Consider the following 25,919-nt stretch of genomic DNA (forward strand, 5'->3'; position numbering starts at 1 on the left):
TGGGTCGGGCTGGTCAGCCGCCGTTCCTGAGGTGACCCAGGCGGGTGGACTTGCGGTAGTTCTCCTCCTCGCGGGCGAGGTCGTAGAGGGTGTTGGCGCGGACCTGGTCGAGATCGGCGAGCTGGTCGACGGAGTCGCGACCCGCCTCCAACCAGCGCCTGGTGCGATACGCCGACAGTTCGGCCTGTGCCCGGACACGGCGGTCGTAGAGGGTCGGCGGGGCGAGCAGCTTGAGCGAGACCGGCAGCAGGTCGATGGCGAGCAGCGTCACCCGCAGGACCCAGGGGATCGCCAATACCAGCAGGTTGTCGCGGTTGGCCTGGAGGAACCGGTGCAACGCCCGCTCCTGGGTGATCCACCCGCGGTCGCCGGTGATCGCCGCGACGCTCGCGTCGATCCTGCTCTGCCGGTCGCTCTGCAGCTTTTCGATGCGCTCGTCGAGGACGGCGTTGGCGGTGGCGACCTCATCGCGGGTCTGCCGGGCGACCTTGCGCAGTCGCCGTAGCTCCGTCTCACGTTGCGCGGCTACCTGGCCGAAGCCGGGCCGTCCGCTGCCGCTGGACCCGTCCGCCTCGCCGGCCAGGGCATCCGCCGCCTCGGTGACCGCCTGCTCGGCTGCCGTGACCCGGTCGTCGTTCGCCCGCTTCTCGGACCGCAGCGCGGCGATCTCGGCGGTCTCGCCCCGGGAGTCGACCCGCTGCGCCACCGCTACCTGGTCGGTGTGGCTGCGGTCCAGCTCGCGGCGGATCTCGGACTGGAAGAGCAGCAGCAGGACGGCCTCGGTGACCAGGAAGGCGGCACCGATGGCGATGACCACCCGGAAGCCGTACTGCGACACCTGCCGACCGTGCGACCACCAGCCGGCGCGCCGCGTGCCGGATCCGGCGTCGACGTGACGGAGGTCGCCGTAGTTCGGCTCGGCCATGATCGAGCGGTCGGCCCAGAAGATCAGCACACCCCAGCCGACGGCGAACGGGATCAACGCGACGGTGAACCCGCCCCGGATCACGGACCCGAACAGGGCGAACATCACCGCCGACAGGGTCGCGATCAGCACGATGAACACGCCGATGCCGACGTAGCGGTACCGTTCCGACCGGGTCTCGACGAGGGTGCGGTCGACCCCCGCGCACCACAGGAACAGTCGGGTGAACGGGTTACGTCCGGCCGCTCGGCCCGGCGGAGTGGCCCCCGTGGGCGGCGGTGCGGCACTCGTCGCCGTCCGCAGCGCGTCGGCGCTGTCCGGGCCGAACCGGCCGCGCCGCCATCTGTTGCGCCATCTCGTCACCATGACCGCGCCACTCCCCACGACGGGCCTGCACCGCACCGGCCTGTACCGGCAACGGACAGTGTCCGGGCCGGGCCGGTGCGCAGTCCCGATCAGAAGGCGGGATGTGCGGTCTCTTCACGTGCCGGCGCTCGTGGTCGGCGAGGCCGCCGCGGCGTGGACGCGGGACGGCGGAACCCCGCCGGGAAACGGCGTCGCCCCGGCCGTAGCGGGGCCGGGGCGACGATGGTGGTCGCGGGGTCAGCTCCGCGGGACGTTCATCCGGGCGGGGATCAGGTCGTACCGCGCGGGGTCGATGTCGTCCAGGGTGCCGTCGGTGATCGAGTCGACGATGCCGAAGAGTCCGTCCTCGACCTGCTTGGTCAGCATGCCGTGCTGCTTCTGGCCCCAGGACTGGGTCTGGCCGCGCGTCTCGAACAGGATGGTGGCGCTGCCGCGCAGCGCGAACGAACCCAGCGCGGTGCCGGGCAGGTTCGTGTTCTGCGGGTAGAGCGTGACCTTGCTCTGCGGGGAGTTGCCGGACTGGAGCGCGTCGTAGACCGCGACGTTCACCCGGCGCGACGCGTCGTAGTCGAACTTGGGCCAGGTGCCGTGCTGGGCCGGGTCGGTGATGAAGCGTCCGGAGATGGAGAGGGTGGTGTAGTCGTCCATCCCCACGCCGGTGTAGCAGGCGGCCTGGTTGTGCAGGTCGGCGAAGACGTCGACGGTGCCGAACTCCCGCTCCAGCGCGCGGTAGACGTCCCGGGCGGCCTGGGCCTCCGGGGTGATGAACCAGCCGACGGAGGCGCTGTTGCCCGGGAAGTCGGCGGGCCGGGGCACGTAGTCGAGGTCGGGGTTGAAGTCGCGGTTCACGTCGAACCCGCCGACCCGGGTGTTGTAGTTCCAGGCGGTCCGGGCGTCGGACAACTGCGGGAAGTCGGCGACGACATCGGCCCACGTGCGGGCGTTCTGCCGGGTGTCCAGCTCACTGCCGTCCGGGTTGAGCTTGGGGATGGCCACCACGGTGACCGCCTTGCGGATCTCCTGGGACCGCTTCGAGTTGTTGCCGAGCGTCCGCAGGGCGTCGAGCACGGCGGCCGTACCGTGCATCTCGTTGCCGTGGATCTGGCTCTGGATCAGGACGACCCGGTCGCCCTCACCGACCCGCGCGGTCCAGATCTCGCGACCGTGATTCGAGTGCCCGGCCACGTCGACACGGACCTTGCCGTTGCTGGTGTGCTCGATCTGCCGAAGGCTCCGACGGAGTTCCTCGTGGCTGATGAAGCCCTGGACCGACTTGTTGCCGGTCTCGTTTCCGCAGTGCGATTCGAGGGGTTGGGCGACCGCCGGACCGGTGAGTGCCACCACGGCGCCGGGAGCGCCGATGAGGAGTGCGGCGGCGATCGCGACAGAACGCTTTACCCGACGCGTCGGTGATGCCGGCATGGTTGGGCTCATGAATGTCCTCCACAGTGATCGGGTGGATCTAGTCCGTCACCTAAGCACAGGCCAGGGCCGCTAGCAATGCATCGAAGAGGGATCAGCCACCGTTTGCAGCCGAATGTCGGAAGCGATTTCCTGACAGCGTTCCGGTCGATTCTCGGGAGGGTTCTCCGAGCGTGGTCGGGGAATCTCAGTAAATCCTCAGAAGGAGACCGTTCGGTCGTTCCGGGAACGCGCGACCGACTATTTTCGCGCGCCCGGATGCGGACGCTGGGGAGGCGTTTCGACAATTGTCGGACGAAGGCCCGACAATCGTAGGACCATTTCCCCGTAATCGTTCACGGTGCCTCGACAGGTGTCGCAGCCACCGCGCCGGCCGACGGAGCCGGCCGTCGGCGTCCGAGGTGTGTCCCGATTCCGCCGTCCGGTCGGTCGGACAGTGCGACAGTGGTCACCAGGCGCACGGTCGGAGGTCGGGGGAGTCGATGAGGATCGGGTACAAGCTGGCCAGTGAGGGCTTCGGGCCGAAGGAGATCATCCGGCAGGCGGTCCGGGCCGAGGAGGTCGGGTTCGACTTCGTCGAGATGAGCGACCACTTCCACCCGTGGCTGGACGGCCAGGGCCACTCCTCGTTCACCTGGACAGTGCTCGGTGCCGTCGCCGCGCGCACCGACCGGATCGGTCTGGCCACCGGCGTGACCTGCCCGACGGTGCGCTACCACCCGGCGATCATCGCGCAGGCCGCCGCCACCCTCGCGATCATCTCGGACAACCGGTTCACGCTCGGCGTCGGTGCCGGTGAGCGACTCAACGAGCACGTCGTCGGCCAGGGGTTCCCCAGCGCACGCGGGCGGCACGAACGGCTGCGGGAGGCGCTGGACATCATCCGGCTGCTCTGGTCCGGCGGCTACCACTCGTACGAGGGCAAGCACCTGCACCTGGAGGACGCGCGGGTGTTCGACCTGCCGGACCGTCCGCCGGTCATCGCCGTCGCCGCCAGCGGGGCCGTGTCGGTGGCCATCGCCGCCGAGTTGGGTGACGGTCTGTTCGCCACCGAGCCGGTGGCCGACCTGGTGCGGAACTACCAGCGGATGGGTGGTCAGGGGCCGCGCTACGCGGAGGTCCCGATGGCCTGGGCCACTGACGAGGAGCAGGCGGTGCGGGCGGCCTGGGAGACCAGCCGCTGGGCGGTCACCGGCTGGAAGGTGATGAGCGAACTGCCGAACCCGGTCAACTTCGAGGCCGCCGCGCGGACCGTCACCCACGACGACATCCGCGCGCAGTTCGCCGTCGGCCCCGACCCGGAGACGTACGTCCAGGCGGTCCGCACCTACGTCGACGCCGGCTTCGACCACATCGTGCTGCAGAACGCCGGACCGGATCCGGACGGGTTCCTCGACTTCTTCCGCGACGTCCTGGCCGAGCGCCTGCGCACCCTGGGCTGACCGCCGCAGCATCCTCGGCCGACCGTCGCACCCCCTCGACCGTCCGTCGCAGCACCACACGCCGCGTACCCGCCTCGTCGCGGGGTGTCGCGGCGCGTCGTCGTGTCCGGCTCCGGTCAGCAGGCGCGGCTAGGCTCGATCGAGCCGCCCTCGGCCACCCCGTACGCGGCACCGTCGACCACCCCACCTGGGAGAGCTGTGACCCTCGTCAGCGCCTACACCGCCACGTCCGCGTCCGCGCCCCTCGCGCCGGGCCAGATCCGTCGGCGGGAGGTGGGGCCGCGCGACGTGCTGATCCAGATCGCCTGGTCGGGGATCTGCCACTCCGACATCCACACCGTGCGCGGCGACTGGGGCACCGTGCCGTATCCGCTGACCGTCGGGCACGAGATCGTCGGCGTCGTCACCGAGGTCGGTGCCGAGGTGACCCGGCACGCCGTGGGTGACCGGGTCGGGGTCGGCTGCATGGTCGACTCGTGCCGGGAGTGCGCCAACTGCCAGGCCGGTCAGGAGCAGTACTGCCTGCGCGGGTTCACCGACACCTACAACGCCACCGACCGGGACGGCACGGTCACCCAGGGTGGTTACTCGACGCACATCGTGGTGGACGAGCACTTCGTGCTGCGGATCCCCGAGGCGATCCCGTTCGAGAAGGCAGCGCCTCTGCTCTGCGCCGGCATCACCACGTACTCGCCGCTGCGGCACTGGAAGGCCGGGCCCGGCAGCCGGGTCGCGGTGGTCGGCCTCGGCGGTCTCGGTCACATGGCGGTCCAGCTCGCCGCCGCGATGGGCGCGGAGGTGACCGTGCTGTCCCAGACGCTGAACAAGCGCGCCGACGGGCTTCGCCTCGGCGCCGCCCACTACCACGCCACGAACGACCCGGAGACCTTCACCCGGCTGCGGTACGGCTTCGACCTGATCGTCAACACGGTGAGCGCGCAGATCGACCTGGAGGACTACCTGAACCTGCTCGCCCTGGACGGCACGCTGGTCACGGTCGGCGCGCCGCCGGAGCCGATGCCGGTCCGGATGTTCACGCTCTTCGACAACCGGCGGTCGCTGGCCGGGTCCACCATCGGCGGCATCCGGGAGACCCAGGAGATGCTCGACCTCTGCGCCGAGCGGGGGATCGCACCCGAGGTCGAGGTCATCGACGCCGCGCAGGTCAACGATGCCTGGGAGCGGGTCCTCGCCGCCGACGTGCGCTACCGGTTCGTCATCGACATCTCCACCCTGGCGGCCTGAGCCGGGGAGGCCGACGCCCCTCGGCCCGCCTTTTCCCTAATTTTCGCCGCCACCTGGTTCGCTGCTCGCGGGACCGGGACGACGCAGGAGACTGCCGAAGGAGACGAATGCGATACCGAATGTGGGCCGGATCGGCCCTGGCCGTACTGCTGGTGGCCGGGACCGCCGCGTGCGGCAACGGCGACACCGACGCCACCGGCCCCGGCCCGGATCCGGGCCCGGTGGCCACCAGTACGGCGAGCAGTTCCCCGTCGGCGGCGCCCGACCTCGACGCGGGGGAGGAGTTGGCCCGGGGCATCGACGTGCCGTGGGGGCTGGCGTTCCTGCCCGGCGGAGACGCGCTGGTCGCCGAGCGCAACACCGGGCGGGTCCTGCGGATCTCCCCGGGCGGCGGCACACCCGGCGAGGTCACCACGGTGCCCGGCGTGACCGCCGGTGGCGAGGGCGGACTCCTCGGGCTCGCCGTGTCGCCGGACTTCGCCGACGACGACCTGGTCTACGCCTACTTCACCGCCGCCGACGACAACCGCATCGTGCGGTTCCGGCTCGACGGCGGTCAGCCGGAGGTGGTGTTCTCCGGCATCCCCAAGGCCAGCTTCCACAACGGCGGACGCATCGCCTTCGGCCCCGACGGCATGCTCTACGTCGGCACCGGCGACGCCGGGGACACCGGCAGCTCCCAGGACCCGGCCAGCCCGGCCGGCAAGATCCTGCGGCTCACGCCGGAGGGCGAACCGGCACCCGGCAACCCGACCGCCGGCTCCCCGGTCTACAGCCTGGGGCACCGCAACGTGCAGGGCCTGGCCTGGGACCCGGAGGGACGGCTCTTCGCCACCGAGTTCGGCCAGAACGACGTCGACGAGGTCAACCTGATCGAGGCCGGACGCAACTACGGCTGGCCCGAGGTCGAGGGCGAGGGCGACACGGCGGGCGGACGCTACACCAACCCGCTGATCACCTGGTCCACCCGGGAGGCGTCGCCGTCCGGCATGGCGATCACCGGCGGGAACGCCTACGTCGCGGCGCTGCGCGGCGAGCGGCTCTGGGTCGTACCACTCGACGGTGACCGGCTCGGTGAGCCGTCCGCGCGTCTCGACGGGTACGGGCGGCTGCGCACCGTGCAGGTGGCCCCGGACGGGGCGCTCTGGGTCACCACCTCCAACACCGACGGGCGGGGCGACGTCCGCGACGGCGACGACCGGGTGCTGCGCTTCCCGGCCCGCTGACCCGTGACCCGGCGGGCCGGACGGTGACACCGTCGGGCCCGCCGGCGGGTGTCAGGCCACCGCGCCGTGCAGGACCACGTGCTTCGGCGGCGTGGTGCCGAACACCACGTCACCGTGGAAGACGGCGCGGCCCGACGGCCCGTCCAGGCTGAACGACACGCGGTCGAAGCGGCTGCCGTCGAGTCGGGTGGTGCCGTGGAACTGGGCGCCGGTGAAGTCGACGTGTCCGGCCTCGCCGCCGCGCAGGTCGAGGTCGACCAGGGTGGCGCCGCAGAGCCACAGGTGCACACCGCGCCACTGTCCCGGACCGGGCCGTAGCCGGTCGGCGAGCAACCGCTGCGCCAGCCGCCGTTCCCGCAGCAGGGCGTCCTGGCCGGCGGTACGGTGCGAGGCGTCCAGCGGGAACGGGACGGGCACCCGGAGGAAGGCGCAGAGCGCCGTGGCGACGCGTTGCCGCAGCTCGGGCCGGTCGTCGCCGAGGCGGGCCAGGATCCGCAGCCCGGCCGCGCGGACCACCGGGTCGGCATCGGCCAACTGCCGCGTGTACGGCCCGACCGAGGCGTCCGGCGTCAGGGGACCGCCTGCGGCGTCGACCGTCCAGCCGAACGGCCACTCCGACTCGCCGTCGTCGGTGCCGCCGGCCCAGTGGGCGCCGGTCAGGTCACCGCCGGGGTGGGTGAGGTGGCTCCGCCCGGCGAACCGGGCACCGGCGAAGGTGGCCCGGGCCCCGAACCGGGCGTGGTGGAACCAGGCGGGGCCGTCGAAGCGTACGTTCCGGAACGACACGTCCCCGACGAACCGCGCGCCGTCGCCACCCTCCGCCCAGTCCTGGTAATCCTCCACCAGGACCGCGACCGGCCAGTGTGGGTCGTCCTCGTTCGGCTCGTCCCACGGCGCCGGGGCGATCTCGTCCACCGTGTCCCACGCCTCGTCCTCCTCCCACCAGGTCTCGGCGCCCCGGCCGAACCAGGCCATGCCGGCGAACACCGCGCCGGTGAAGTCCGTCCGTCCCCGGAACCGGGTCCGGCCGAAACCGGCGTCGCCGGTGACCCGCATGCCGGTGAAGGTGGCGTCGTCGGCGAAGACCGCGCGCGGGAACGACGCGTCGCGGTCGACGGTGGCGCCCTCGAAGGCGGTGGCCCCGTGGAACCGGGTGTCGGCGAACCGGACCGCCCGCAGCCGGCAGGCGCGGAAGTCGGCGTCGTGCAGCGTCGCGCCGGACAGGTCCACGCTGATCCCGTCCCAGGGCGGGGTGCGCGGGGCCGGACCGGCGCCGCGCAACCGGTCGGTGAGCAGGCGCAGCGCCGCGCGACGTTCCTCGGTGTCGACGCCGTCCGGCGCGGGTGTGTCACGCAGCCACGCGCAGATCGTGTCGGTGATCGGCTGCCGCCGCTCGGAGTCGGTCGCGCCGAGGGCGATCAGGGCCTGCGCCGCCGCGTAGCGCGCGCCGGGCGCCGTGGTGGTGAGTCGCCGCACCGCCTCGCGGTACGCCGTCGGGGTGTCGTCCACGGCGCGAGCCTAGTACGGCGACGCCCGTCATGATCATGGCCGATGGGCCCCGTCCGCATCCGGCCGGCGGGGCCGTCCGCTGTGGCGGCGCTCAGGACGTGGGAGTGGTCCGGGCCCCGGCGGTCAGGATCGCCTCGGCCAGGGCGGCCACCGTGTCGGCGGGCGCGCTCTCGCGGTGCAGCAGGACGAACTCCACCTCGCCCAGCGGCGGCAGCCGGTGCCCGGCCGGGGCCGGCACCAACCCGGGCGGGACCAGTTCGGCCGAGTGGGCCATCAGCCCGAGACCGGCACGGGTCGCCGCCACCAGCCCGCCGAGGCTGGTGCTGGTGCAGGCGAGCTGCCAGGCCCGACCCGCCGCGCCGAGCGCGTCCAGGGCCTGCGCCCGGGAGATGCTGGGCGGCGGGTACGCGACCAGGGGCACCGCTTCGTCCGGGGCGAGCCGATGGTCGGGTGCGGCCAGCCAGATCAGCCGGTCCCGCCAGACCAGCCGACCCCGCTCCTGCCCGGCGAGGCGCTTGGCGAAGACCACGTCCAACTGCTGCGCGTCGAGCCGGTGGTGCAGGGTGCCGCTCAGGTCGACGGTCAGCTCCAGGTGCACCAGCGGATGCCGGTGCCGGAAGTCGCGCAGGACCCGGGGCAGGTGGGTGGAGATCAGGTCGTCGGAGACGCCGAGCCGAAGCCGGCCGCGTACCGGCCCGGTGGCGAAGTGTCGCCGGGCCCGGTCGCCCGCGTCCAGGATGTCGCGGGCGAAGGTCACCATCGCCTCGCCGTCGACGGTGAGGCCGACGCTGTGGGTGTCCCGCACGAACAGCGGTCGCCCGGTCTCGTCCTCCAGCCGCCGCACGTGCTGACTGACCGTGGACTGGCGCAGGCCCAACCGGGCCGCCGCCCGGGTGAAGCTCAGCGCCTGTGCCACCGCCAGGAAGCTGCGTAGCTGAACAGGGTCGTACACCCGGGAGAAGCTATCACGGTCCGTGATGGCAGTCAGCGCGATGATCGCCTTTCCCACTGATCCATCCGGGCCGACAATGGTCGGGCAGCCGCCCCCGAGGCGGCGCAGAGCAGGAGCGACCGGAGAGGAGAGGCGATGCGCTGGCCGCGTCGGCTGCCGATCGACCCGTTCATCGCGGCACTGTTCGGCACCGTGGCGCTGGCCGCCCTCCTCCCGTTGCGCGGCACGGCCGCCGAGGTGGGGCGGGTGGCGGCTGCGCTCGCGGTGGCGTTGCTCTTCTTCCTGCACGGTGCCAAGATCGCCCCGAGGGCGGCGCTCGACGGTGCCCGGCACTGGCGGCTGCACGTGGTGGTGCTGCTCGCCACGTTCGTGCTCTTCCCGCTGCTCGGGCTCGCCGCCGCGCCGCTGCGACCGGCGGTGCTGACCCCCGAGCTGTACCAGGGTCTGCTCTTCCTCTGCGCCGTGCCGTCCACGGTGCAGACCTCGATCGCGTTCACCGCCATCGCCCGGGGCAACGTGCCGGCGGCGGTCTTCACCGCCTCCTTCTCCAACATCGCCGGCATCGCGCTCACCCCGCTGCTGGTCACCCTGCTGCTCCAGGGCTCCGGCGAGGTACGGGTCAGCGCCGGCTCGATCGGCACGGTGGTGCTGCAACTGCTGGTGCCGTTCGTGGCGGGGCAACTCTCCCGCCGCTGGACCGCCGGCTGGATCGAGCGGCACCGAGCCCTGACCGGCCGGGTCGACCGGGGCGCGATCCTGCTGGTGGTCTACTCGGCCTTCAGTGCCGGCGTGGTGGCCGGGGTCTGGGACGAGGTCTCACCCGGGCGGCTGGCCGTCCTGATCGCCGTCGTCACCGGGCTGCTCGCGCTGGTGCTCGGGCTGCTGTACGCCGGTGGCCGGGTGCTCCGCTTCGACCGGCCAGACCGGGTCACGATCCTGTTCTGCGGGGCCAAGAAGAGCCTGGCCACCGGTCTGCCGATGGCGGCCGTGCTGGTGCAGCCCGAGGCGCTCGGCCTGCTGGTGCTGCCCCTGATGATCTATCACCAGATCCAACTGGTCGTCTGTGCCGCCATCGCCCGCCGCTGGGCCGACCGGCACCCCCCAACCCCCGCCGACCGCGTGTAAGGAAGGGCCCCCTACTAACGCCTCGTGTATAGGAAGGGTCCCCTCCTTACACCTCAGGGCGTACGGCGGGCACGGAACGGACGGCCCCGCCCCAGCGCGTCGGTGTACCCCCACCGACCCGGGATGTCGAGCAGCTCGATCTGGCCCATCTCCTCCGGCACCCCGGCCTCCACCGCCAGGTGGTTCGCGTACGGCTCCAGGCCGAGCAGCGTACGCAGCACCATCAGGGGCGTACCGCTGGACGGGGCGTACGGGCTGTCGGCGAGCCCGTACGGCACCGGGACCTTGGTGGCGGCCCGGTCGTAGCCGGTGAGGTACGCGGGCAACCGGCCGTCGAAGTAGCGGCTCGCCTCCAGCATGCCCTCGGCGATGCGCGCCGCCTCGGCCCGGAACCCGGCCCGACACAGTCCCCAGGCGATCATCGAGTTGTCCCAGGGCCAGACCGCACCGGTGTGGCGACCGAGCGGGTTGTAGCCGGGTTCGTCCTCGGCGACGGTGCGGATGCCCCAGCCCGACCAGAGGCCGGGACCGAACAGGTGCCGCACCACGTCGTCGCGCCGCGACATCGGGACCATGTCGCTCCAGAGCAGGTGGCCCATGTTCGAGGCCAGCCCGTCCACGGGTCGACCGTCGGCGGAGAGCGCCACCGCGTAGTGCCCCCGGTCGGGCAGCCAGAAATCCCGGTCGAAGCGGTCCTGCAACTCGGCGGCCTCGCGTTCCAGCCGGTCGGCCCACTCCAGGTCCTGCCAGAACAGGCGCGCCATCCGGGCGGCCCGCCGTTTGGCGTCGTAGGTGTAGCCCTGGACCTCGCAGGTCGCCTGCGGGAATCCGGCCGGACGGCCGTCGGCGAAGCAGATCGCGTGCGCCGAACTGCGCCAGGTGCCGCCCACCTCCTCGGTGCGGCTGGTCTGGCAACCGGCCCAGACGTAACCGGTCCGCTGCGGGTCGGCGGGGCCGTCGAGCCAGGCGATGGCCGCCCGCACCTCGTACTCGTACCCACGGACCAGGTCGGCGTCGCCGGTCCACCGCTCGTACTCGTCGAGCAGGATGACGAAGAGGGCGGTGGTGTCGACGGCGGTGAAGTTGGCCGACTCGGGGGTGTCGTTGAAGGCTGCCGAGTCGCCGTACCGGCACTCCTGGACGATCTTGCCCGGCTGCTCGCCCCGGAACGGGTCGTCCCGTGCGCCCTGGGTCAGCGCCAGGATGCGCAGGGTCCGGGCCGCCCGTTCCGGCAGGAAGGGCAGCGCCTGGAAGCTGCTGATCAGGCTCTCCCGGACCAGCAGGGTCATCGACCAGGGCAGGCCGGTGGCGGGCAGGCCGTCGAGGTAGTTGAGGCCGGGATAGTGCAGTGCGGCGAGGTCGCGCACGGACCGCTCGTACGCGTGCTGCAACGGCTCGTAGTCGGCACGCAGTCGGGGTGCCGACGCGGTCAACCGGGCGATGTCGGTCAGGACCCGCCTGTCGGAGCGCCCGGTGGAACTGTTCAGCCGTTCCCGCAGGTCGCGGCTGTGCAGGTCGCGGACGAGGGTGAGTACCCGCAGCCGGGTGCTCCAGGTGCTCTTCGCGTCGACCGTGACGGTGAAGGTCAGCCCGTCCTCGTCGATCCGGGCCGGTTCGCTCGCCGTGACCACCGTCTCCCGGTGCAGGCTCTCCCGCTTGTAGTGCAGCCGCAGCGTGTCCTGCTCCACCAGGGCGACCACCGGTCGGTCCCGGCGCAGCCCGCTGCGGACCTCGGGGACTTCGGCGAAGTCCGCGGCGACCGCCAGCCGCATGGTGTACCGCACCGGTGCGGGCGCGTGGTTGAGCAGGGTGATCTCCTCCTGGAACTCCTTGTCCACCTGGCGTCGCCGCATGACCGAGGTGGTCGCGCTGACGTAGTGGGTGGGCTCGCCGGGCACCAGCCCGAACCGGGACTCCCAGGTGTTCACCGCGTCGTGGGAGAGCACCGAGAGTTGCTCCCCGTCGAGGGTCAGGTCCCAGGTGGACAGGAACCGGGTGTCGAAGAAGTAGAGGCCCATCGGGGTGGTCGGCGTAGTCCCGACGTTCCCGTTGGCTTCGCTGATCATGAACAGGCTGCCCGCGAAGATGCGGGTGGCCTGCTGGAGTCCGACCAGACCGGGTTCGGCGAAGGTCGTACCCGGTGTGGCCGGCTCGACGGCGACGCTGTTGGCGGCCACCGGCAGCAGTCGGCGGAAGAGGTGCATCAGGGCGAGGTCGCCCCCGACCGATAGCACTCCCCGGAACAGCATGGAGACGAAGTGGTCGCGGCCGGCGAGGAGACGCTCGAACGAGGCCCGGCTCATCTCCACCCGGCAGTCGGCGTCGGTGCCGTCCCGGTACGCCCGGGCGCGGCCGTCGGCGAGCGCGACGAACCAGGTGTCGTGCCCGTCGAAGTCGAAGCGGAGCACCCCGGTGGGTGTGGTGGGCAGGCGGCCGGGCGGAGTCTCGGCCAGGCTCGCGAAGAAGCTGTCGAGCACTCCGTCCACCTGCCCCTCCCCGTCCACTGCCGTGTCGGCAACGCGGTAAATCGGACATACAACATATAATTGTCTTCTGGTGTGGGGTCGTGCTTCAGTGGAAGTACGGGGCACATCAGTCCGGGGAGGTGCGACGGTGGACGGACGGGTCGCGGCAGGAGTGCGCTACCACACGTACGGGCCCGGGCGGGGCGGCACGTTCCTGCTCGTCCACGGCTGGTGCGGCGACCACACGTACCTGGAACCGGTGGCCCGTCACCTGGCCGCCCGGCCGGCCCGGGTGATCGCCGTCGACATGCCCGGCCACGGCGACAGTCAGCCCTCGCCCGACGGGTACGGCGTCGACCAGATGGGCGGTCACCTGCGCGCCCTGGCCGAGGCGCTGGACCTGCGCCGGGTCACGGTGATCGGGCACAGCCTCGGCGGGGTCTGGTCGTTGGCCGCCGCAGCCGCCGACCGGAGTCGGTTCACCGGCCTGGTGATGCTGGACTCCGCGGTGGCCGGGCCGCCCGGGGCCGCCGACGCGATCGGCGAGGTGGCCGAATCACTGCGCGACGACACGTCGGGCGCGGCCCGGGAGCAGATCGTCCGTTCGTACTTCCGGCCCTACTCCGAGCCGCGCCTGGTGGAGCGGGTGGTCCGGGCGATGGGCCGACCCTCCACCGAGATCGCCTACGAGCCGATCGCCGGACTGGCCGCGTACGTGCGGCAGGGCGGCGACGTGGCGGCGCTGACCACCTGGGCCCGGCCGCTGCTGATGGTCGGCACCGACCAGCCCTTCTCCGACTACGCCCACCTCACCCGACTCGTCCCCGAGTCGCACATCGGGCAGACCGCCGGCTCCGGGCACTTCGTGCAACTGGAGGTTCCGGAACAGGTGAACGCGATGATCGACCGCTATCTGGAGATCACCCGCTGAACGCGCCGGACACTCGGCGGGCGCCGGAGCGGAACGCGCCGACCGGCCGGCGGCACCACGGGCCGCCGTCGGGTCGACGGACGACGGGGGAGTGGTGACGAGGGGCGAGGTACGCGCACGGGCGTTGCTGTTGGCGGGGGTGCTGCTCGGCGCGGCCGGGATCTTCGACGCGGTGGCGGCCGGCGCCGACCTGACCGGCGACCGGTACGTCTCGTTCGGCGACGGCGTCGTCCACCGGCACGACATCACCGGGTGGGTCTGGCTGCGGCTGGCCGCCGGGGTGGGTGTCGCCCTGGCCGGGGCGCTCGTACCCCTGGGCCGTCGCTGGTCGGGGCTGCTCGCGCTGGCCGCCGTCGCGGTCTTCGTCGTGCTGCACCTGTTCCTCTTCACCTACCACCCGGTGCAGACGGTGCTGGTGCTCGGACCGGCGTTGGCCGCCGCCAGGCTGATCCTCCTGCACCGCGCCTCGCCGGCCCCCTGAACCGCGCGCGACCCGGTGAAGGCGGTGCCGGCCGCGACCGGGTCAGCGGGTCGGCAGGCAGACCTTGCCGGTGAACGCGGGGTCCGGCTGCTGGAACGCCGCCCAGGCCGGGTTGGCCGCGATGGCCAACGGCGGTGCCTGCCACGCGGCGCCGAGCCGCTGGAGCAGCGGATACTCGTCGCGCTCCTGCTCGATCGACTCGCCGGAGAGGAAGGCGACCAGCCGTTCCTCGACCAGCGCGCGGTCGAGCAGGCCGCCGTGGACGCCGGGCATCTGGAACACCGGGATGTCGGCGTAGTCGCCGGGTGGCGCCTCGGCGGCGGTGCTGGTGGGGACGAAGGCGACGATCCGTACGCCGGGCACCGGGCACATGAGCTGGTTGCGGTAGAACGGCGCGTTGTCGACCAGGGACCGGATGAACGGCTCGTCCGGACCGGTGCCGGCACCACCGCCCTTGTGCAGTACGCCGAACATGAGACGCAACTGCCACCCGGTGACCACACCCCAGCCCCGGTCCTGGTGCGGTGGCGGATAGTAGGCGCGCCCCGCGTTGATCAGTGGGCTGAACATCGCCAGCGCGTCGACCGCCGGATGGGCGCCCTCCTGGAGGTAGGTGCGGGCGACCATGGCCCCCTCACTCTCACCGAGCAGCGCGATCGGCCGACCGGTACGCCTGTGCAGCCGCTGCACCTGCTCGCCGAGCAGCCGTGCGCTCTGCGCCACCGAGATCGTGGTGTCGCGTGGCGCGTACGGCAGGGGTGTGCCGTCCGGGTCCAGCCCCCGGTAGGAGAACCGCTCGACGCGGTCGTCGACCGGCGCCTCGCCGCCGTACGCGGAGCCGTAGCCGGCGAGGACGATGATCGCCTGCGGGACCTCCGGCGGCAGCGGATGGTCCAGCACCATCGTCTCGGCCTGGAGGTTCTTGCCCGGCACCGCGTGCATCAGCGGCGGGATGAGCAGCGGCACCGCCAGGGCGAGTACGGCCGCGACCGGGGTCGCCGGCAGCCACGCCAACCGGATGCGGTGCGCGCTCAGGGCGGCGTGCACCGTCCGGTCCCAGAGCAGCCCGTTCACGATGCCTGCCGTGGCGGCCACCGGCACGGTCCACCAGCCCGGCACGCTCCAGCAGAGCGCACCGGCCATGGTCAGCACCACGAAGTTCAGCAGCGACCAGCCGACCAGGGACAGCGACGGCAGTCCGCGCCACCAGGGACCGACCACGGCGGCCCGTTGCAGGAACGGTGCCAGCAGGAACATCGGTAGCAGGGAGGCCAGCAGCACCCAGGAGAGCGCCACCACCGACGCGGCCACCGAGATCAACGCCCACGGCGCCACGATCACCGCCACCAGCAGGGCCAGCCCCAGGCTGCGCCGCAGCAGCCACCGCACCGGCGGGCGGGGCACCCCGTCCGGCCAGGCGAGCACCACCAGCACGGTGTGGAACACGCCCCGCGCCACCACCAGCACGCCGAACCAGAACAGGAACTTCGGCCAGGACTCGTGGTAGACGTACAGCCACCGCAGGTCGTGGTAGGTGTCGTACGGCCAGACGGCCGAGGTCTGCGGTGCGAGCCCGGTGGCGGCGACGAAGCCCAGGGCGACCAGGACGGTGGCCTCGACGGTCGGCGGCACGGCGGTGAGCAGCAGCAGTCCCGCCCGTCTGCGCTGCCGCATCCTGCCTCCCCGCCGTCTCCTCCCTGGCAGACTCCACCGGGAACGGCCGTCGTGTCGGGCAGTTCGGCAACTTCGCGGCGAGCGGGTGGGCGGCAGACCGGGTGACGACGCCCCGGGCGGGCGCCGCCACCCGGCAGAGCACTAGCCGAGCGCCGGGTACGGGGCCTCGACCTCGGTGACGATCTCCTCGCCGTCGACGGTGCCGGTGATCCGGACGGTGGCGGTGCCGGCCGGTACCGCCGCGGCGCGCGTGGTGAACTGCTGGAAGGCGCTCCTGCCCGGGGCGACGCCGGTCACCGTCCGCGAGCCGAACGCGGTGACCAGCTCGATGGTGAGCGGCACCTGGTCGTCGTTGCGGGCGGAGACGGAGACGTACGCCGTGCCGCCGATGCGGTGCGTCTTCGCGGTCACCTCGACATCGAACGAGGACCCGGGGTCGAGTTCGGCCCTGGCCCGGGTGGCGTCAGCGACGATCCGGTCGCGTTGCGCGGCGGTGAAGACGTCCGCGTCGACGAAGGCGTCGGCGATGCGGGTGACGGCCGTGACGAACTGACCGTGGCCGGCGAACGGCGCCTCGTCCCAGAGCAGGTCGAGGAAGGTCGGACCGTCGGTGCCGGGTGACGGCACTCCGGTGACCGGGATGTCGTACGCGGGCAGGCCGTCGTTGCGCTTGTGGTTGGGTACGCCGGTGTCGATGCCGCCGAACACGACCGTCGGTTCGACCCGCCGGAAGTACGACGAGACGGCCTGGGTGTCGGCGACGTAGTACGGCCGCAGGGTGAACCCGTGCGTGGCGAAGAGCTGGTCACCGGCGGCCGTGGTGCTGCTCGGGGTGATGGCGGCCCGGCTGTAGTCGCCGTCGCGCCGGAGGTGGCGGTACAACGACAGCTCCCGGAAGGCGCCCCCACCGGGGTTGCCGAGGATCTGCAGCAGCACCGGTCCCCAGAACAGGGCCTGGGTGTCGGGGCGGTCGATGGCGCGTTCGATGCGGATGCTGAACGGCATCCGGATGTCGACCGTGTCGCCGGAGCGCCAGGTGCGGCTCAGTGTCAGGTAGCTGCCCGGGGTGGCGGTGTGCTGGTGTGCGACACCGTTGACGCTGACCTGGAAGCCCTTGCGCACCCAGGCCGGTACGCGAAGCTTGATCTCCAGTGGACCGCTGCCGTTGACGGTCAGCCGGGTGTGGTCCCGGCGGGGGTAGTCCGTCTCCTGGACGACGGTGAGGTCCTTCTCCGACCACGTCAGGGTCGACGGCACGTACAGGTTGACCCAGAGGGTGGAGTCGTCGGCGGACTTGAAGTAGATCGTCTCCTGGTACTTGGTGTGGTTCTCCACCCCGGTGCCGCCGCAGCAGGTGCCGGTGTTGCCGTAGCCACGGGCGGCCCCCGGGGTCAACGGCTGGAAGTAGGTGACCTGCGGGTTGCTGACGGTGGTGGTGTCGGCGCGTGACCCGGCGATCTGGTTGATCAGGCCCCGCTCGTAGTAGTCCAGGTACGCCGGGTCCTGCTCGTGCAGGAACAGGTTGCGGGCGAGTTTGATCAGGTTGTACGTGGTGCAGGTCTCGGCACCGCCCTGGGCGATCGAGTTGGCGATGTTGTCCCGGTTCTGGAACAGCTCGATGTTGTTGTTCGAGCCGGGGTAGTTGCCGCCGGTGCCGCCGTTGGCGTACGCGCGGTGCGGGACCACCATGCCGAAGAAGTTCTTCGCGGCCTGGAAGTACTCGGTGTCGCCGCTGTGTTCGTACACGCGCAGGTAGCCGACGAACTGCGGCACGTGCGAGTTGGCGTGCAAGCGGTCGGGGCGGCGTCGTCCCGGGTTGGTGGCCGGGGTGGTCACGAGGATGTCCCGGTTCTCCACGCAGGCGTCGAAGAGCGACTCGCGGTTGTCGAAAAGCCTGGCGGTCTCCAGGTGCCGACTGTCGCCGGTGAGCGCGGAGATCTCCGGGAACACCTCGTTCACGCCGCCGGTCTCGCCCGCGATGTAGAGGTCCCACATGTAGTTCAGGTTGTCCCGGGTGATCGGTCCCGGATAGCCGGGGTGGTTCTTGTCGCCGACCGTCAGCGCCAGGTGCGCCCAGTCGGCCATCCTGGTCACCACGTCGAGCGCGGTGGCGTTGTCGGTGTGGTAATACGCGTCGAGCAGACCACGCATGATCTTGTGCTGGGTGTACCAGGGGGCCCAGGTGTTCGTGGCCGCGTTGCTGCCGTACACCGCCCACCGGGGCGGCCCGAGTCGCAGCACCGCGTCCTCGGGGATGGCACCGAGGTAGCCGGGGTGGGTCGGCACCCACAGCTCGGTCCCGCCGCTCTGCGTGGCGACGATCCCGCCGTCGCGGCCGTTCGGTGACGAGTCCAGGATCGTCGAGCCGCCCTCCTCCTCGAACCGGTACCAGGCGATCGAGCCGCCTCCGGTGCTGCCGGCGGGGGAGTTCTGCAGGGACGCCACCTCCTGTGCGCTGAGCGCCCGGTCGAAGATGTGGAACTCGTCGACGGTGGCGTTGAGCATCGGGTCGCCGTACTGCGACCGACCGATCCACCGGTTGCCGGGGTTCCCCAGGTTCGCCGGACTCAACGTCATGCTCGTGTTCTGGCCGACCTGGACGCCGTTGACGTACAACGTGCCGGTGTTCTGGGTGAGGGTGACGGCCAGGTGCACCCACTGGTTGACGGGCAACGCGGTGGTGCCGTTGATCTGCTGTTCGCCGGCGCTGCCGCCGACGGTGATCGCGAACCGGGGTGCGTTACCGGTCGATCCGGCACGCGGGGCGAGGAACATGTTCACCGTGCTGTTCTGACCGAAGTCGAACAACCGGCTCCAGTTCTGCGTGGCCGCCAGGTTGACCCAGGTCGCGATGGTGAAGTCGGTGAGCTGGCTGATCGCCTCCTGCGGCAGCGTCACGTGCTCGGCCCGGCTGGGACCGCCCAGTCGCAGGCCGCTGCCGAACCGGCCGGGCACCCGGTCGATCTCCGGCTCCTCCGGCTCCTGCGGATCGCCGCCCGGATCGCCGGTGCCCATCCGGGCCGTGATGGCCGCCTGGCAGGCGGCGAGTTCGCCGACCATCCAGTCGAGCTTGTTCTTGAAGATCGGTTCACCGAGGTCGGCGTATCCCTGCGCGAGGGCGGTCATGACGTGCCCGGCCCAGTGGCCGCTGAGCAGGCCGCCGTCCTCCCAGCCGCCGGGTGTGGTGACCCCGGCCGGGTTGGGTCGGCCCGCCTGGTTGTTGAACAGCACCAGGAAGCGCCGCTCGTCGAGTTGCCGCAGGTAGTTCTTCATCCGGTCCCGCTTCTCCTGGAGCAGGCCGTCGCCGAGCCGGACGTCACGGAGCGGGAACGGCCGGACCGGTGCGGTGCCGCCCGGCCCGGGATCGGCGAGGCGTGGCGCGGGCGTACCGGGGCCCGAACCCGGGGTCGGTGCCGCCTGTGCGGCGGTCGGGAAGGCACTCGCGGTGGCGACCGCGGCTACTCCGGCGGCGGACACCTGCAGGACCTGACGTCGACTCACGGGGATCTCAACGGATTCAGCCACTTAGGATCGTCCTTCCAGGTGGGGTACGGCTCGACCGGTGCGGCGGCGCGGGGTGGATTGTCAGCGAGTGTGAGCGTTAACTTTCCGCTCGTCAATCCCGTGACCCGGTGATGTGCGGAGTGCGAAACCGGTAGGTAACGACGCGATGTTAACGCTCACAGACGCGATTACCTGGGGTTCTCGGGCGCCGTGGGGGCGTCCGCCTAGCGGTGATCCACCCCGGATCCGTCCTCCTCGGACGCGGCCAGTCGTCCCAGCGACAGCGGGGCGGCGATCGGTCGTTCCGCGAAGGCCCGCAGGTCCGCCCCGGTGACCGCCCGACCGGCGTGGTGGGCGGTCAGGCAGGCGGTGGCGAAGCCGCACACCCGGCCCTGGCACCAGCCCATCCCCGGCCGGGCCAGCAGCTTGACGGTGCGGGCCTCGGTAGCGCCCAGCAACTCCACGGTCTGCCGGATCTCGCCCGCGTCGACCTCCTCGCACCGGCAGACCACGGTCTCGTCGGCACACCGCGCGAGTACGTCGTCGGGGATCGGGTAGGCCCGGTGCAGGGCGGCGGCGAACCGGCGCAGGGCACGGCGTCGACGACGTGCCGCCCGATCCCCGGGCAGCGGTCCGGCGCCGAGCGAAGCCGCCGCCGCGGCACCGGCGATCCGACCCTCCACCGTCGCCAGGTCGGCGCCGCCGACGCCGGTGGCCTCACCGGCCGCCCACACCCCGGCGACGCTCGACGCCTGCTGCTCGTCGACGGACACCACCAGGCTCTGGTCGGCGTCGACCCGGGTCGCGCACCCGAGTTGGAGCGCCAGGTCGAGTTGCGGCGTGAACCCCCACCCGACGGCCAGCACCTCGCAGTCGATCCGCCGCTCGGTGCCGGTGCGTACCCGGCCGTCCCGACCTCGCCGGGCGACGACCACCCCGGTCAACCGGTCCGTGCCGGTGGCCCGCAGCACGACGTGCCGATGCCGGACCGGCACCCGGTGCCGCGCCAGCCGGGCCGCGTACCCGGCCGCCTCACCGAACTTGCCGGCCGCGCCGAGCAGCGCGCGGGGGTGCCGGGCCAGGGCGAGCGGACCGTTCGCCTCCACCACCGCCGCCACCCGTGCGCCGTACCGGGCCAGACCGTCGGCGACCGGCAGCAGGAAAGGCCCGGTGCCGGCCACCACCACCCGCCGTCCGGGTACGACCAGATGACCCTTGAGCAGGGCCTGCGCCCCGCCTGCGGTGATCACGCCGGGCAGGTCCCAGCCAGGGAAGGGCACCTGCCGGTCGTACGCGCCGGTGGCGAGGACGAGCCGGCGGGCGGCGACGGTGACCGGGTCGGGTGTGCCGTGCTGCCGAGGCTCGGCGCCGACCAGGCAGCGGAGCGCCCAACCGTCGCCGTCCGGCGTGACGGACCAGACGTGGTGCCCGGCCAGCCGGACGACCCGACCGGCGTCGGCCAGCGCGGCGAGACGGTCCACCGTGGAGGTGAACCGCCGCCAGCCGTGGTGCAGGGTGGCCGGCCGGAAGCGGCCGGCGCCGGGAGCGGGGGAGCGCCAGTACTGCCCGCCGTGGCGTACGCCCGCGTCGACGATCGCGACCCGGGCGCCGGCCTCCGCCGAGGCGAGCGCGGCGGCCAGTCCCGCCGGCCCGGCACCGACGACCGCCACGTCCACGCGTACGCCGGTCATCGCCCGGTGCCCTGCTGGGTGCGGACGTCGTCGCCGGGTGTGGCGGGCACCAGGCAGGCCCGCAGCGACGGTTGTCCGTTGACGGTCACCAGGCAGTCGAAACAGATTCCGATGCCGCAGAACAGCCCCCGGGGTCGCCCGCCGACGTGGGTGTCCCGCCAGGACAGCACCCCGGCGGCGGTGAGGGCGGCGCCGACGGTCCAGCCGTCGCGACAGGGCACCGGCGTGCCGTCGAGGAGGATCTCGAACTCGTCGGGGTGGATCACCGGGGCACCTCCGGGTCGAACCGGTCCGGGCGGAACGGGGTCAGGTCCATCTCGGGCGGCGTGCCGAGCAGGCTCTGCGTGACGAGACGCGCGGTGCCCGGTGCCAGGCCGATGCCGGCGCCCTCGTGGCCGCACGCGTGGTGCAGCCCGGGGGCCCGGGGGTCCGGGCCGATCACCGGCAGGTGGTCGGGGCAGTACGGCCGGAATCCCCGGTACGCGCGGATCACCGCCACGTCGCGCAGCACCGGGAAGAGGCGTACCGCACCGGCGGCGAGCTGCCGCAGGGCCGGGACGGAGAGGCTCCGGTCGAAGCCGACGCGTTCCCGGCTGGCGCCGATGAGCACGGTGCCCGCCCGGGTGCCCTCCACCACCGTGGAGGTCCGCAGCGCGGCCGAGTCGCTGGCCACGTCGGCGACGTAGTCGGCGAGGTACACCTTGTGCCGGATGAGCGCCGGGAGCGGCTCGGTCACCAGGATGTAGCCGCGTCGGGGCGCGATCGGCAGCACGACACCGGCCAGTGCGGCGACCTGACCGGCCCAGGTGCCGGCGGCGTTGAGGACGGCGGCGGCGGGGATGTCGCGTCGCGGAGTCCGTACGCCGACCACCCGTGGTCCGTCCCGGAGCAGGTCGGTGACCGGCTCGTGCGGCAGCACGGTGGCGCCGCCCCGGCGGGCCAGTCGCAGCAGGTGGGCGGCGGCGAGCATCGGCTGCACCTGCATGTCCTGCGGGTACCGGTAGCCGCCGGTGAGGTCGTCGCCCAGGTGCGGTTCGTGTGCGTGCAGCCGGTCCCGGTCGACCGCGACCGCCTCGACGCCGAGGTCACGTTGCCGCGTGGCGAGCCGGGCCAGACCGTCCAGCGACGCCCCGTCGGTGGCGACCACCAGTCCGCCCTTGGCCTCCATCTCCACCAGGTCACCGAAGGTCGTGTCGCGCACCGGCAGGTCGGCCAGGGCGCGCCACTGCCGGTGCGAGTGCAGCGCGAGGTCGAGTTCCGGGCCGGGTTCCTTGTCGGAGACGAGGATGTTCCCCTCGCCCGCCCCGGTGGTGCCGCCGACGATCGGTCCACTGTCGACGACGGTCACCGACAGGCCCGCCCGGATCGCCTCGTGGGCGCAGGCCGCGCCGAGGATGCCCGCCCCCACCACGACCAGATCCACCGCCCCGCTACGCACGCGAGCACCGGCCCGGTCGGCCGGGCGCAGCGGTGCCACAGGGCCCGGCGGGGCAGTGGGGTGGCGGGGCGGCGGGGTGGCGGGGCGCAGGCATGGCACCTCCGACGTCGGGGGCTGGAGGGCGGCGGGACGCCGTTGTAGTGTGTGACATTGTACTGGCCGCCACGGAATAAGGAGCACCCGATGCCCGCTCGGTCGAGACCATGGCACGGCGTACTGGTGGCCACCACGGTGCCGCTCGACGACCGACTCGCGGTCGACGTCGACCGGTACGCCGAGCATGTCCGTTGGCTCGCCGACGAGGGCTGCGACGGGGTCGTGCCGAACGGCTCGCTCGGCGAGTACCAGACCCTCACCCCCGAGGAGCGCAGCACGCTGGTCCGGGTCGCGGTCGACGCCGCACCCGACGGCTTCACCGTGATGCCCGGCATCTCCGCGTACGGCGCGATCGAGGCGCGGCGGTGGGCCGAGGACGCCGCCGAGGCCGGCTGCGCGGCGGTGATGCTGCTGCCGCCGAACGCCTACCGGGCCGACGAGCGGGCCGTGGTCGCGCACTACCGCGAGGTCGCCAAGGTCGGCGTGCCGGTGGTGGCGTACAACAACCCCATCGACACCAAGGTCGACCTCACCCCGGAGCTGCTCGCCCGCCTGCACGGCGAGGGCCTGATCGTCGGCGTCAAGGAGTTCACCGGCGACGTCCGCCGCGCCTACCGGATCGCCGAGGCGGCACCCGGTCTCGACCTCATCGCCGGGGCCGACGACGTCACCCTGGAACTCGCGGTGGCCGGCGCGCCCGGCTGGATCGCCGGGTACGTCAACGCGCTGCCCCGGGCCTGCGTCCGGCTCTTCGACGCGGCGGCCGACGGCGACCTGGCCACCGCGCTGCCGCTCTACCGCGCGCTGCACCCGCTGCTGCGCTGGGACTCGCGGACCGAGTTCGTGCAGGCGATCAAGCTCTCGATGGACGTCGTCGGACGCTACGGTGGGCCCTGCCGCCCGCCCCGGGTGCCCCTCACGGCGGACCACGAGCGCCTCGTCCGGGAGGCCACCGAGAAGGCGGTGGCGGCCGGCGGCCGGTGACGGGAAGGGCGGTAGGACGATGCGCAGCACGCGGGTGTTCCACGCGGTCGACTCGCACACCGAGGGCATGCCGACCCGGGTGGTCACCGGCGGCATCGGTGTGATCCCCGGCGACTCGATGGCACAACGGCGCCGGCACTTCGTCGCCCATCTCGACCACCTCCGCACCCTGCTCATGTGCGAGCCACGCGGGCACGCCGCGATGAGCGGGGCGATCCTGCAACCGCCCACCCGGCCCGACGCCGACTGGGGCGTCCTCTTCATCGAGGTCAGCGGCTGCCTGCCGATGTGCGGGCACGGCACCATCGGGGTGGCCACCGTGCTGGTGGAGAGCGGCATGGTCACCGTCACCGAGCCGACCACCGTGATCCGGCTGGACACCCCGGCCGGGCTGGTGACGGTCGACGTGGCGGTCCGCGACGGGCACGCCGAGTCGGTGACCCTGCGCAACGTGCCCGCCTTCGTGTCGGACCTGGACGCCACGGTCGACGTGCCCGGGTACGGCCCGGTCACCCTGGACCTCGCCTTCGGCGGCAACTTCTACGCCGTCGTCGACCTCGACCGGCTCGGGATCGCCTTCACGCCGACCGACCCACAGACCCGGCAGCGGATGCTCGACGCCGGTCTGGCCATCATGGACGCCGTCACCGACCAACTCCGGCCGGCGCACCCCGAGGACCCGACGATCGCCGGCTGCCACCACGTCTACCTCGCTGCCCCCGGGTCCGACGCCCGGCACTCGCGGCACGCGATGGCCATCCACCCCGGGTGGTTCGACCGATCGCCCTGCGGCACCGGCACCTCCGCCCGGATGGCCCAACTGCACGCCCGGGGCGAGTTGGCGCTCGGCGCCGACTTCGTCAACGAGTCGCTGATCGGCAGCCGCTTCGTCGGCCGGCTGCTCGACCGCGCCACCGTGGCGGGCCGACCGGCCGTGATCCCGACGGTCACCGGCCGCGCCTGGATCACCGGCACCGCCCAGTACCTCCTCGACCCCACCGACCCGTTCCCCGCCGGTTTCCTGCTCTGACCAGCACTGGAGTTCTCATGTCCGTCGTCGTGTCCGCCTCCCCCCAGCGTCCGGAGGATGTCGTCGTCTCGGTGCCCGCCGCGACCATCGAGGACGTCGGCACGGCCGCCGGGGCGGCCCGCGCCGCGCAGCCCGGGTGGGCGGCGGCACCACCCGCCGAGCGGTCCGGGGCGCTGCACGCCGCCGCCGACGCGGTCGCCGACGCCACCGCCGAACTGGTCGACCTGGTCGTGCGGGAGGTGGGCAAGCCGATCACGGAGGCGCGCGGTGAGGCGGCCCGGACGGTCGCGCTGCTGCGGTACTACGCCCAGCAGGTCTACGACCCGACCGGTGCGGTGCACGACCCCAGCGGCGGTCGGGGCCTGGCGTACACCCGTCGCCGACCGCGTGGCGTCGCCGGCCTGGTCACGCCGTGGAACTTCCCGCTGGCCATCCCGATGTGGAAGGCGGCCCCGGCGCTGGCCTTCGGTAACGCCGTCCTGCTCAAGCCGGCACCGCAGGCGACGGCCTGCGCGGTGCGCCTGGCGGAGCTGGTCACGCCGTACCTGCCCGACGGGCTGCTGACGGTGCTGCCGGGTGACGCCGAGACGGGCCGGGCGGTGGTGGACGCCGGTGACGTCGTGTCGTTCACCGGCTCCGCCGAGGTGGGCGCCGGCGTCGGCGCGACCGCCGTGGCGCGGGGCGTGCCGGTGCAGTGCGAAATGGGCGGGCTCAGCCCCGCGGTGGTCCTGCCGGACGCCGACGTCGAGTCCGCCGCCCGGCAGGTCGCCTACGCCGCGTTCGGGTACGCCGGCCAGAAGTGCACCGCCACCAAGCGCGTCATCGTGGTGGGTGACCCGACCGCGTTCACCGACGCGCTGGTGACCGCCGTGGCGGCGTTGGCCTGCGGCGATCCCGCCGCACCGGAGACCGTGGTGGGGCCGGTGATCGACGAGGCCGCCCGGACCCGGGTGCGGGACGCCGCACAGAGTGCCGTCGCCGCCGGTGCGCGGCTGCTCACCGGTGCCCGTACGCCCCGGGAAGCGGGCTGGTTCGTCGCCCCCACGCTGCTGGCCGACGTCCCCGCCGACCACCTGCTCCAGCGCGCGGAGGTGTTCGGTCCGATCTGCACACTGAGCCGGGTGGACGACGTCGACGCGGCGCTGGCCACCGCCAACGACGTCCGGTACGGGCTCGCCGCCTCGGTCTTCACCGCCGACCTGGACGCCGCGCTGCGCTTCGCCGACGGGCTGGCGGCCGGACAGATCAAGGTCAACGCGCCGACCGCCGGAGTGGACTTCCACCTGCCCTTCGGCGGCGAGCGCGCCTCCAGCTACGGACCTCGCGAACAGGGCAAGGCGGCGCAGGACTTCTACACCGCACTGCACACGGTGACCGTCGCACCCGCCGGAGGCTGAGCCGCGCCGGGTGTCC

19 protein-coding genes are annotated in these 25,919 nt (G+C 72.6%); 9 read left to right on the forward strand and 10 right to left on the reverse strand.

The genetic code is table 11. The features are described from left to right. Positions 1-13 precede the first annotated feature (13 nt). The gene (locus tag HUT12_RS15210; protein WP_131052450.1) at positions 14-1,291 is read right to left on the reverse strand and encodes a DUF4407 domain-containing protein; all 1,278 of its coding nucleotides are present in this window, start codon (positions 1,289-1,291) and stop codon (positions 14-16) included. A 237-nt stretch (positions 1,292-1,528) separates the two neighbouring features. Continuing rightward, positions 1,529-2,725 carry a M14 family zinc carboxypeptidase gene (locus tag HUT12_RS15215; RefSeq protein ID WP_236145656.1) on the reverse strand — a complete coding sequence of 399 codons (1,197 nt, stop codon included), beginning with the start codon at positions 2,723-2,725 and terminating at the stop codon, positions 1,529-1,531. Between the two features lie 470 nt (positions 2,726-3,195). On the opposite strand from HUT12_RS15215, the gene HUT12_RS15220 reads away from it, so the two are divergent. From HUT12_RS15220 to HUT12_RS15230, 3 genes are all read left to right on the forward strand, one after another. Next, complete coding sequence (locus HUT12_RS15220) at positions 3,196-4,155, forward strand: TIGR03557 family F420-dependent LLM class oxidoreductase (RefSeq protein ID WP_176093802.1); 960 nt, start codon at positions 3,196-3,198, stop codon at positions 4,153-4,155. A gap of 198 nt (positions 4,156-4,353) precedes the next feature. Then, positions 4,354-5,400 carry an NAD(P)-dependent alcohol dehydrogenase gene (locus tag HUT12_RS15225; RefSeq protein WP_131052448.1) on the forward strand — a complete coding sequence of 349 codons (1,047 nt, stop codon included), beginning with the start codon at positions 4,354-4,356 and terminating at the stop codon, positions 5,398-5,400. Between the two features lie 107 nt (positions 5,401-5,507). Next, on the forward strand, positions 5,508-6,626 hold the full coding sequence (locus HUT12_RS15230) for a sorbosone dehydrogenase family protein (RefSeq protein WP_162854340.1): 1,119 nt from the start codon (positions 5,508-5,510) through the stop codon (positions 6,624-6,626). Between the two features lie 51 nt (positions 6,627-6,677). Here HUT12_RS15230 and HUT12_RS15235 read toward each other — a convergent pair whose 3' ends face one another. Both HUT12_RS15235 and HUT12_RS15240 read right to left on the reverse strand, forming a co-directional pair. After that, positions 6,678-8,135 (reverse strand): pentapeptide repeat-containing protein, encoded by a 1,458-nt coding sequence (locus HUT12_RS15235; RefSeq protein ID WP_131052447.1) that lies wholly within the window; start codon positions 8,133-8,135, stop codon positions 6,678-6,680. A gap of 91 nt (positions 8,136-8,226) precedes the next feature. Further along, a complete protein-coding gene (locus HUT12_RS15240) occupies positions 8,227-9,087 on the reverse strand; it encodes a LysR substrate-binding domain-containing protein (RefSeq protein WP_131052446.1) in 861 nt (286 codons plus the stop codon). A 135-nt stretch (positions 9,088-9,222) separates the two neighbouring features. Between HUT12_RS15240 and HUT12_RS15245 the strand changes: the two genes are divergently transcribed. Next, entirely contained in the window at positions 9,223-10,212 is a 990-nt protein-coding gene (locus HUT12_RS15245; protein ID WP_131052445.1) for a bile acid:sodium symporter family protein, read from the forward strand. A 53-nt stretch (positions 10,213-10,265) separates the two neighbouring features. Here HUT12_RS15245 and HUT12_RS15250 read toward each other — a convergent pair whose 3' ends face one another. Next, positions 10,266-12,698 carry a glycogen debranching N-terminal domain-containing protein gene (locus tag HUT12_RS15250; protein ID WP_176093803.1) on the reverse strand — a complete coding sequence of 811 codons (2,433 nt, stop codon included), beginning with the start codon at positions 12,696-12,698 and terminating at the stop codon, positions 10,266-10,268. 127 nt (positions 12,699-12,825) lie between these two features. On the opposite strand from HUT12_RS15250, the gene HUT12_RS15255 reads away from it, so the two are divergent. Continuing rightward, positions 12,826-13,608 (forward strand): alpha/beta fold hydrolase, encoded by a 783-nt coding sequence (locus HUT12_RS15255; RefSeq protein WP_176093804.1) that lies wholly within the window; start codon positions 12,826-12,828, stop codon positions 13,606-13,608. Between the two features lie 94 nt (positions 13,609-13,702). Next, the gene (locus tag HUT12_RS15260; RefSeq protein ID WP_131052442.1) at positions 13,703-14,089 is read left to right on the forward strand and encodes a hypothetical protein; all 387 of its coding nucleotides are present in this window, start codon (positions 13,703-13,705) and stop codon (positions 14,087-14,089) included. Between the two features lie 42 nt (positions 14,090-14,131). Here HUT12_RS15260 and HUT12_RS15265 read toward each other — a convergent pair whose 3' ends face one another. From HUT12_RS15265 to HUT12_RS15285, 5 genes are all read right to left on the reverse strand, one after another. Next, the gene (locus tag HUT12_RS15265) at positions 14,132-15,763 is read right to left on the reverse strand and encodes a hypothetical protein (protein ID WP_131052441.1); all 1,632 of its coding nucleotides are present in this window, start codon (positions 15,761-15,763) and stop codon (positions 14,132-14,134) included. Between the two features lie 141 nt (positions 15,764-15,904). Further along, the gene (locus HUT12_RS15270; RefSeq protein WP_131052440.1) at positions 15,905-19,288 is read right to left on the reverse strand and encodes a beta-L-arabinofuranosidase domain-containing protein; all 3,384 of its coding nucleotides are present in this window, start codon (positions 19,286-19,288) and stop codon (positions 15,905-15,907) included. Between the two features lie 203 nt (positions 19,289-19,491). Beyond that, the gene (locus HUT12_RS15275; RefSeq protein WP_176093805.1) at positions 19,492-20,958 is read right to left on the reverse strand and encodes an NAD(P)/FAD-dependent oxidoreductase; all 1,467 of its coding nucleotides are present in this window, start codon (positions 20,956-20,958) and stop codon (positions 19,492-19,494) included. Further along, positions 20,955-21,224: a (2Fe-2S)-binding protein gene (locus HUT12_RS15280; protein ID WP_176093806.1), complete on the reverse strand. Its 270-nt coding sequence runs from the start codon at positions 21,222-21,224 to the stop codon at positions 20,955-20,957. Before HUT12_RS15280 ends, HUT12_RS15275 begins: the two co-directional genes overlap by 4 nt. After that, positions 21,221-22,396, reverse strand: a complete 1,176-nt coding sequence (locus HUT12_RS15285) for an FAD-binding oxidoreductase (RefSeq protein WP_254876828.1) — start codon at positions 22,394-22,396, stop codon at positions 21,221-21,223. The genes HUT12_RS15280 and HUT12_RS15285 overlap by 4 nt, the downstream gene beginning before the upstream one ends. Positions 22,397-22,579: 183 nt before the next feature. Between HUT12_RS15285 and HUT12_RS15290 the strand changes: the two genes are divergently transcribed. From HUT12_RS15290 to HUT12_RS15300, 3 genes are read left to right on the forward strand one after another with little or no spacing between them, the layout of a single operon-like run. Next, positions 22,580-23,476: a dihydrodipicolinate synthase family protein gene (locus HUT12_RS15290; protein ID WP_131053284.1), complete on the forward strand. Its 897-nt coding sequence runs from the start codon at positions 22,580-22,582 to the stop codon at positions 23,474-23,476. A gap of 19 nt (positions 23,477-23,495) precedes the next feature. After that, on the forward strand, positions 23,496-24,506 hold the full coding sequence (locus HUT12_RS15295) for a proline racemase family protein (protein WP_176093808.1): 1,011 nt from the start codon (positions 23,496-23,498) through the stop codon (positions 24,504-24,506). 17 nt (positions 24,507-24,523) lie between these two features. Further along, entirely contained in the window at positions 24,524-25,903 is a 1,380-nt protein-coding gene (locus HUT12_RS15300) for an aldehyde dehydrogenase (protein WP_176093809.1), read from the forward strand. Positions 25,904-25,919 lie beyond the last annotated feature (16 nt).

Source organism: Verrucosispora sp. NA02020 (assembly GCF_013364215.1).
Taxonomy (GTDB): Bacteria; Actinomycetota; Actinomycetes; order Mycobacteriales; family Micromonosporaceae; genus Micromonospora.

What these genes read in the sequence shown, in the direction of transcription:
- HUT12_RS15275 (WP_176093805.1), bottom strand. Translation starts at nt 20,958, where the DNA reads ATGACCGGCGTACGCGTGGACGTGGCGGTCGTCGGTGCCGGGCCGGCG.
- HUT12_RS15215 (WP_236145656.1), bottom strand. Translation starts at nt 2,725, where the DNA reads ATGAGCCCAACCATGCCGGCATCACCGACGCGTCGGGTAAAGCGTTCT.
- HUT12_RS15265 (WP_131052441.1), bottom strand. Translation starts at nt 15,763, where the DNA reads ATGCGGCAGCGCAGACGGGCGGGACTGCTGCTGCTCACCGCCGTGCCG.
- HUT12_RS15300 (WP_176093809.1), top strand. Translation starts at nt 24,524, where the DNA reads ATGTCCGTCGTCGTGTCCGCCTCCCCCCAGCGTCCGGAGGATGTCGTC.
- HUT12_RS15230 (WP_162854340.1), top strand. Translation starts at nt 5,508, where the DNA reads ATGCGATACCGAATGTGGGCCGGATCGGCCCTGGCCGTACTGCTGGTG.
- HUT12_RS15295 (WP_176093808.1), top strand. Translation starts at nt 23,496, where the DNA reads ATGCGCAGCACGCGGGTGTTCCACGCGGTCGACTCGCACACCGAGGGC.
- HUT12_RS15245 (WP_131052445.1), top strand. Translation starts at nt 9,223, where the DNA reads ATGCGCTGGCCGCGTCGGCTGCCGATCGACCCGTTCATCGCGGCACTG.
- HUT12_RS15290 (WP_131053284.1), top strand. Translation starts at nt 22,580, where the DNA reads ATGCCCGCTCGGTCGAGACCATGGCACGGCGTACTGGTGGCCACCACG.
- HUT12_RS15220 (WP_176093802.1), top strand. Translation starts at nt 3,196, where the DNA reads ATGAGGATCGGGTACAAGCTGGCCAGTGAGGGCTTCGGGCCGAAGGAG.
- HUT12_RS15210 (WP_131052450.1), bottom strand. Translation starts at nt 1,291, where the DNA reads ATGGTGACGAGATGGCGCAACAGATGGCGGCGCGGCCGGTTCGGCCCG.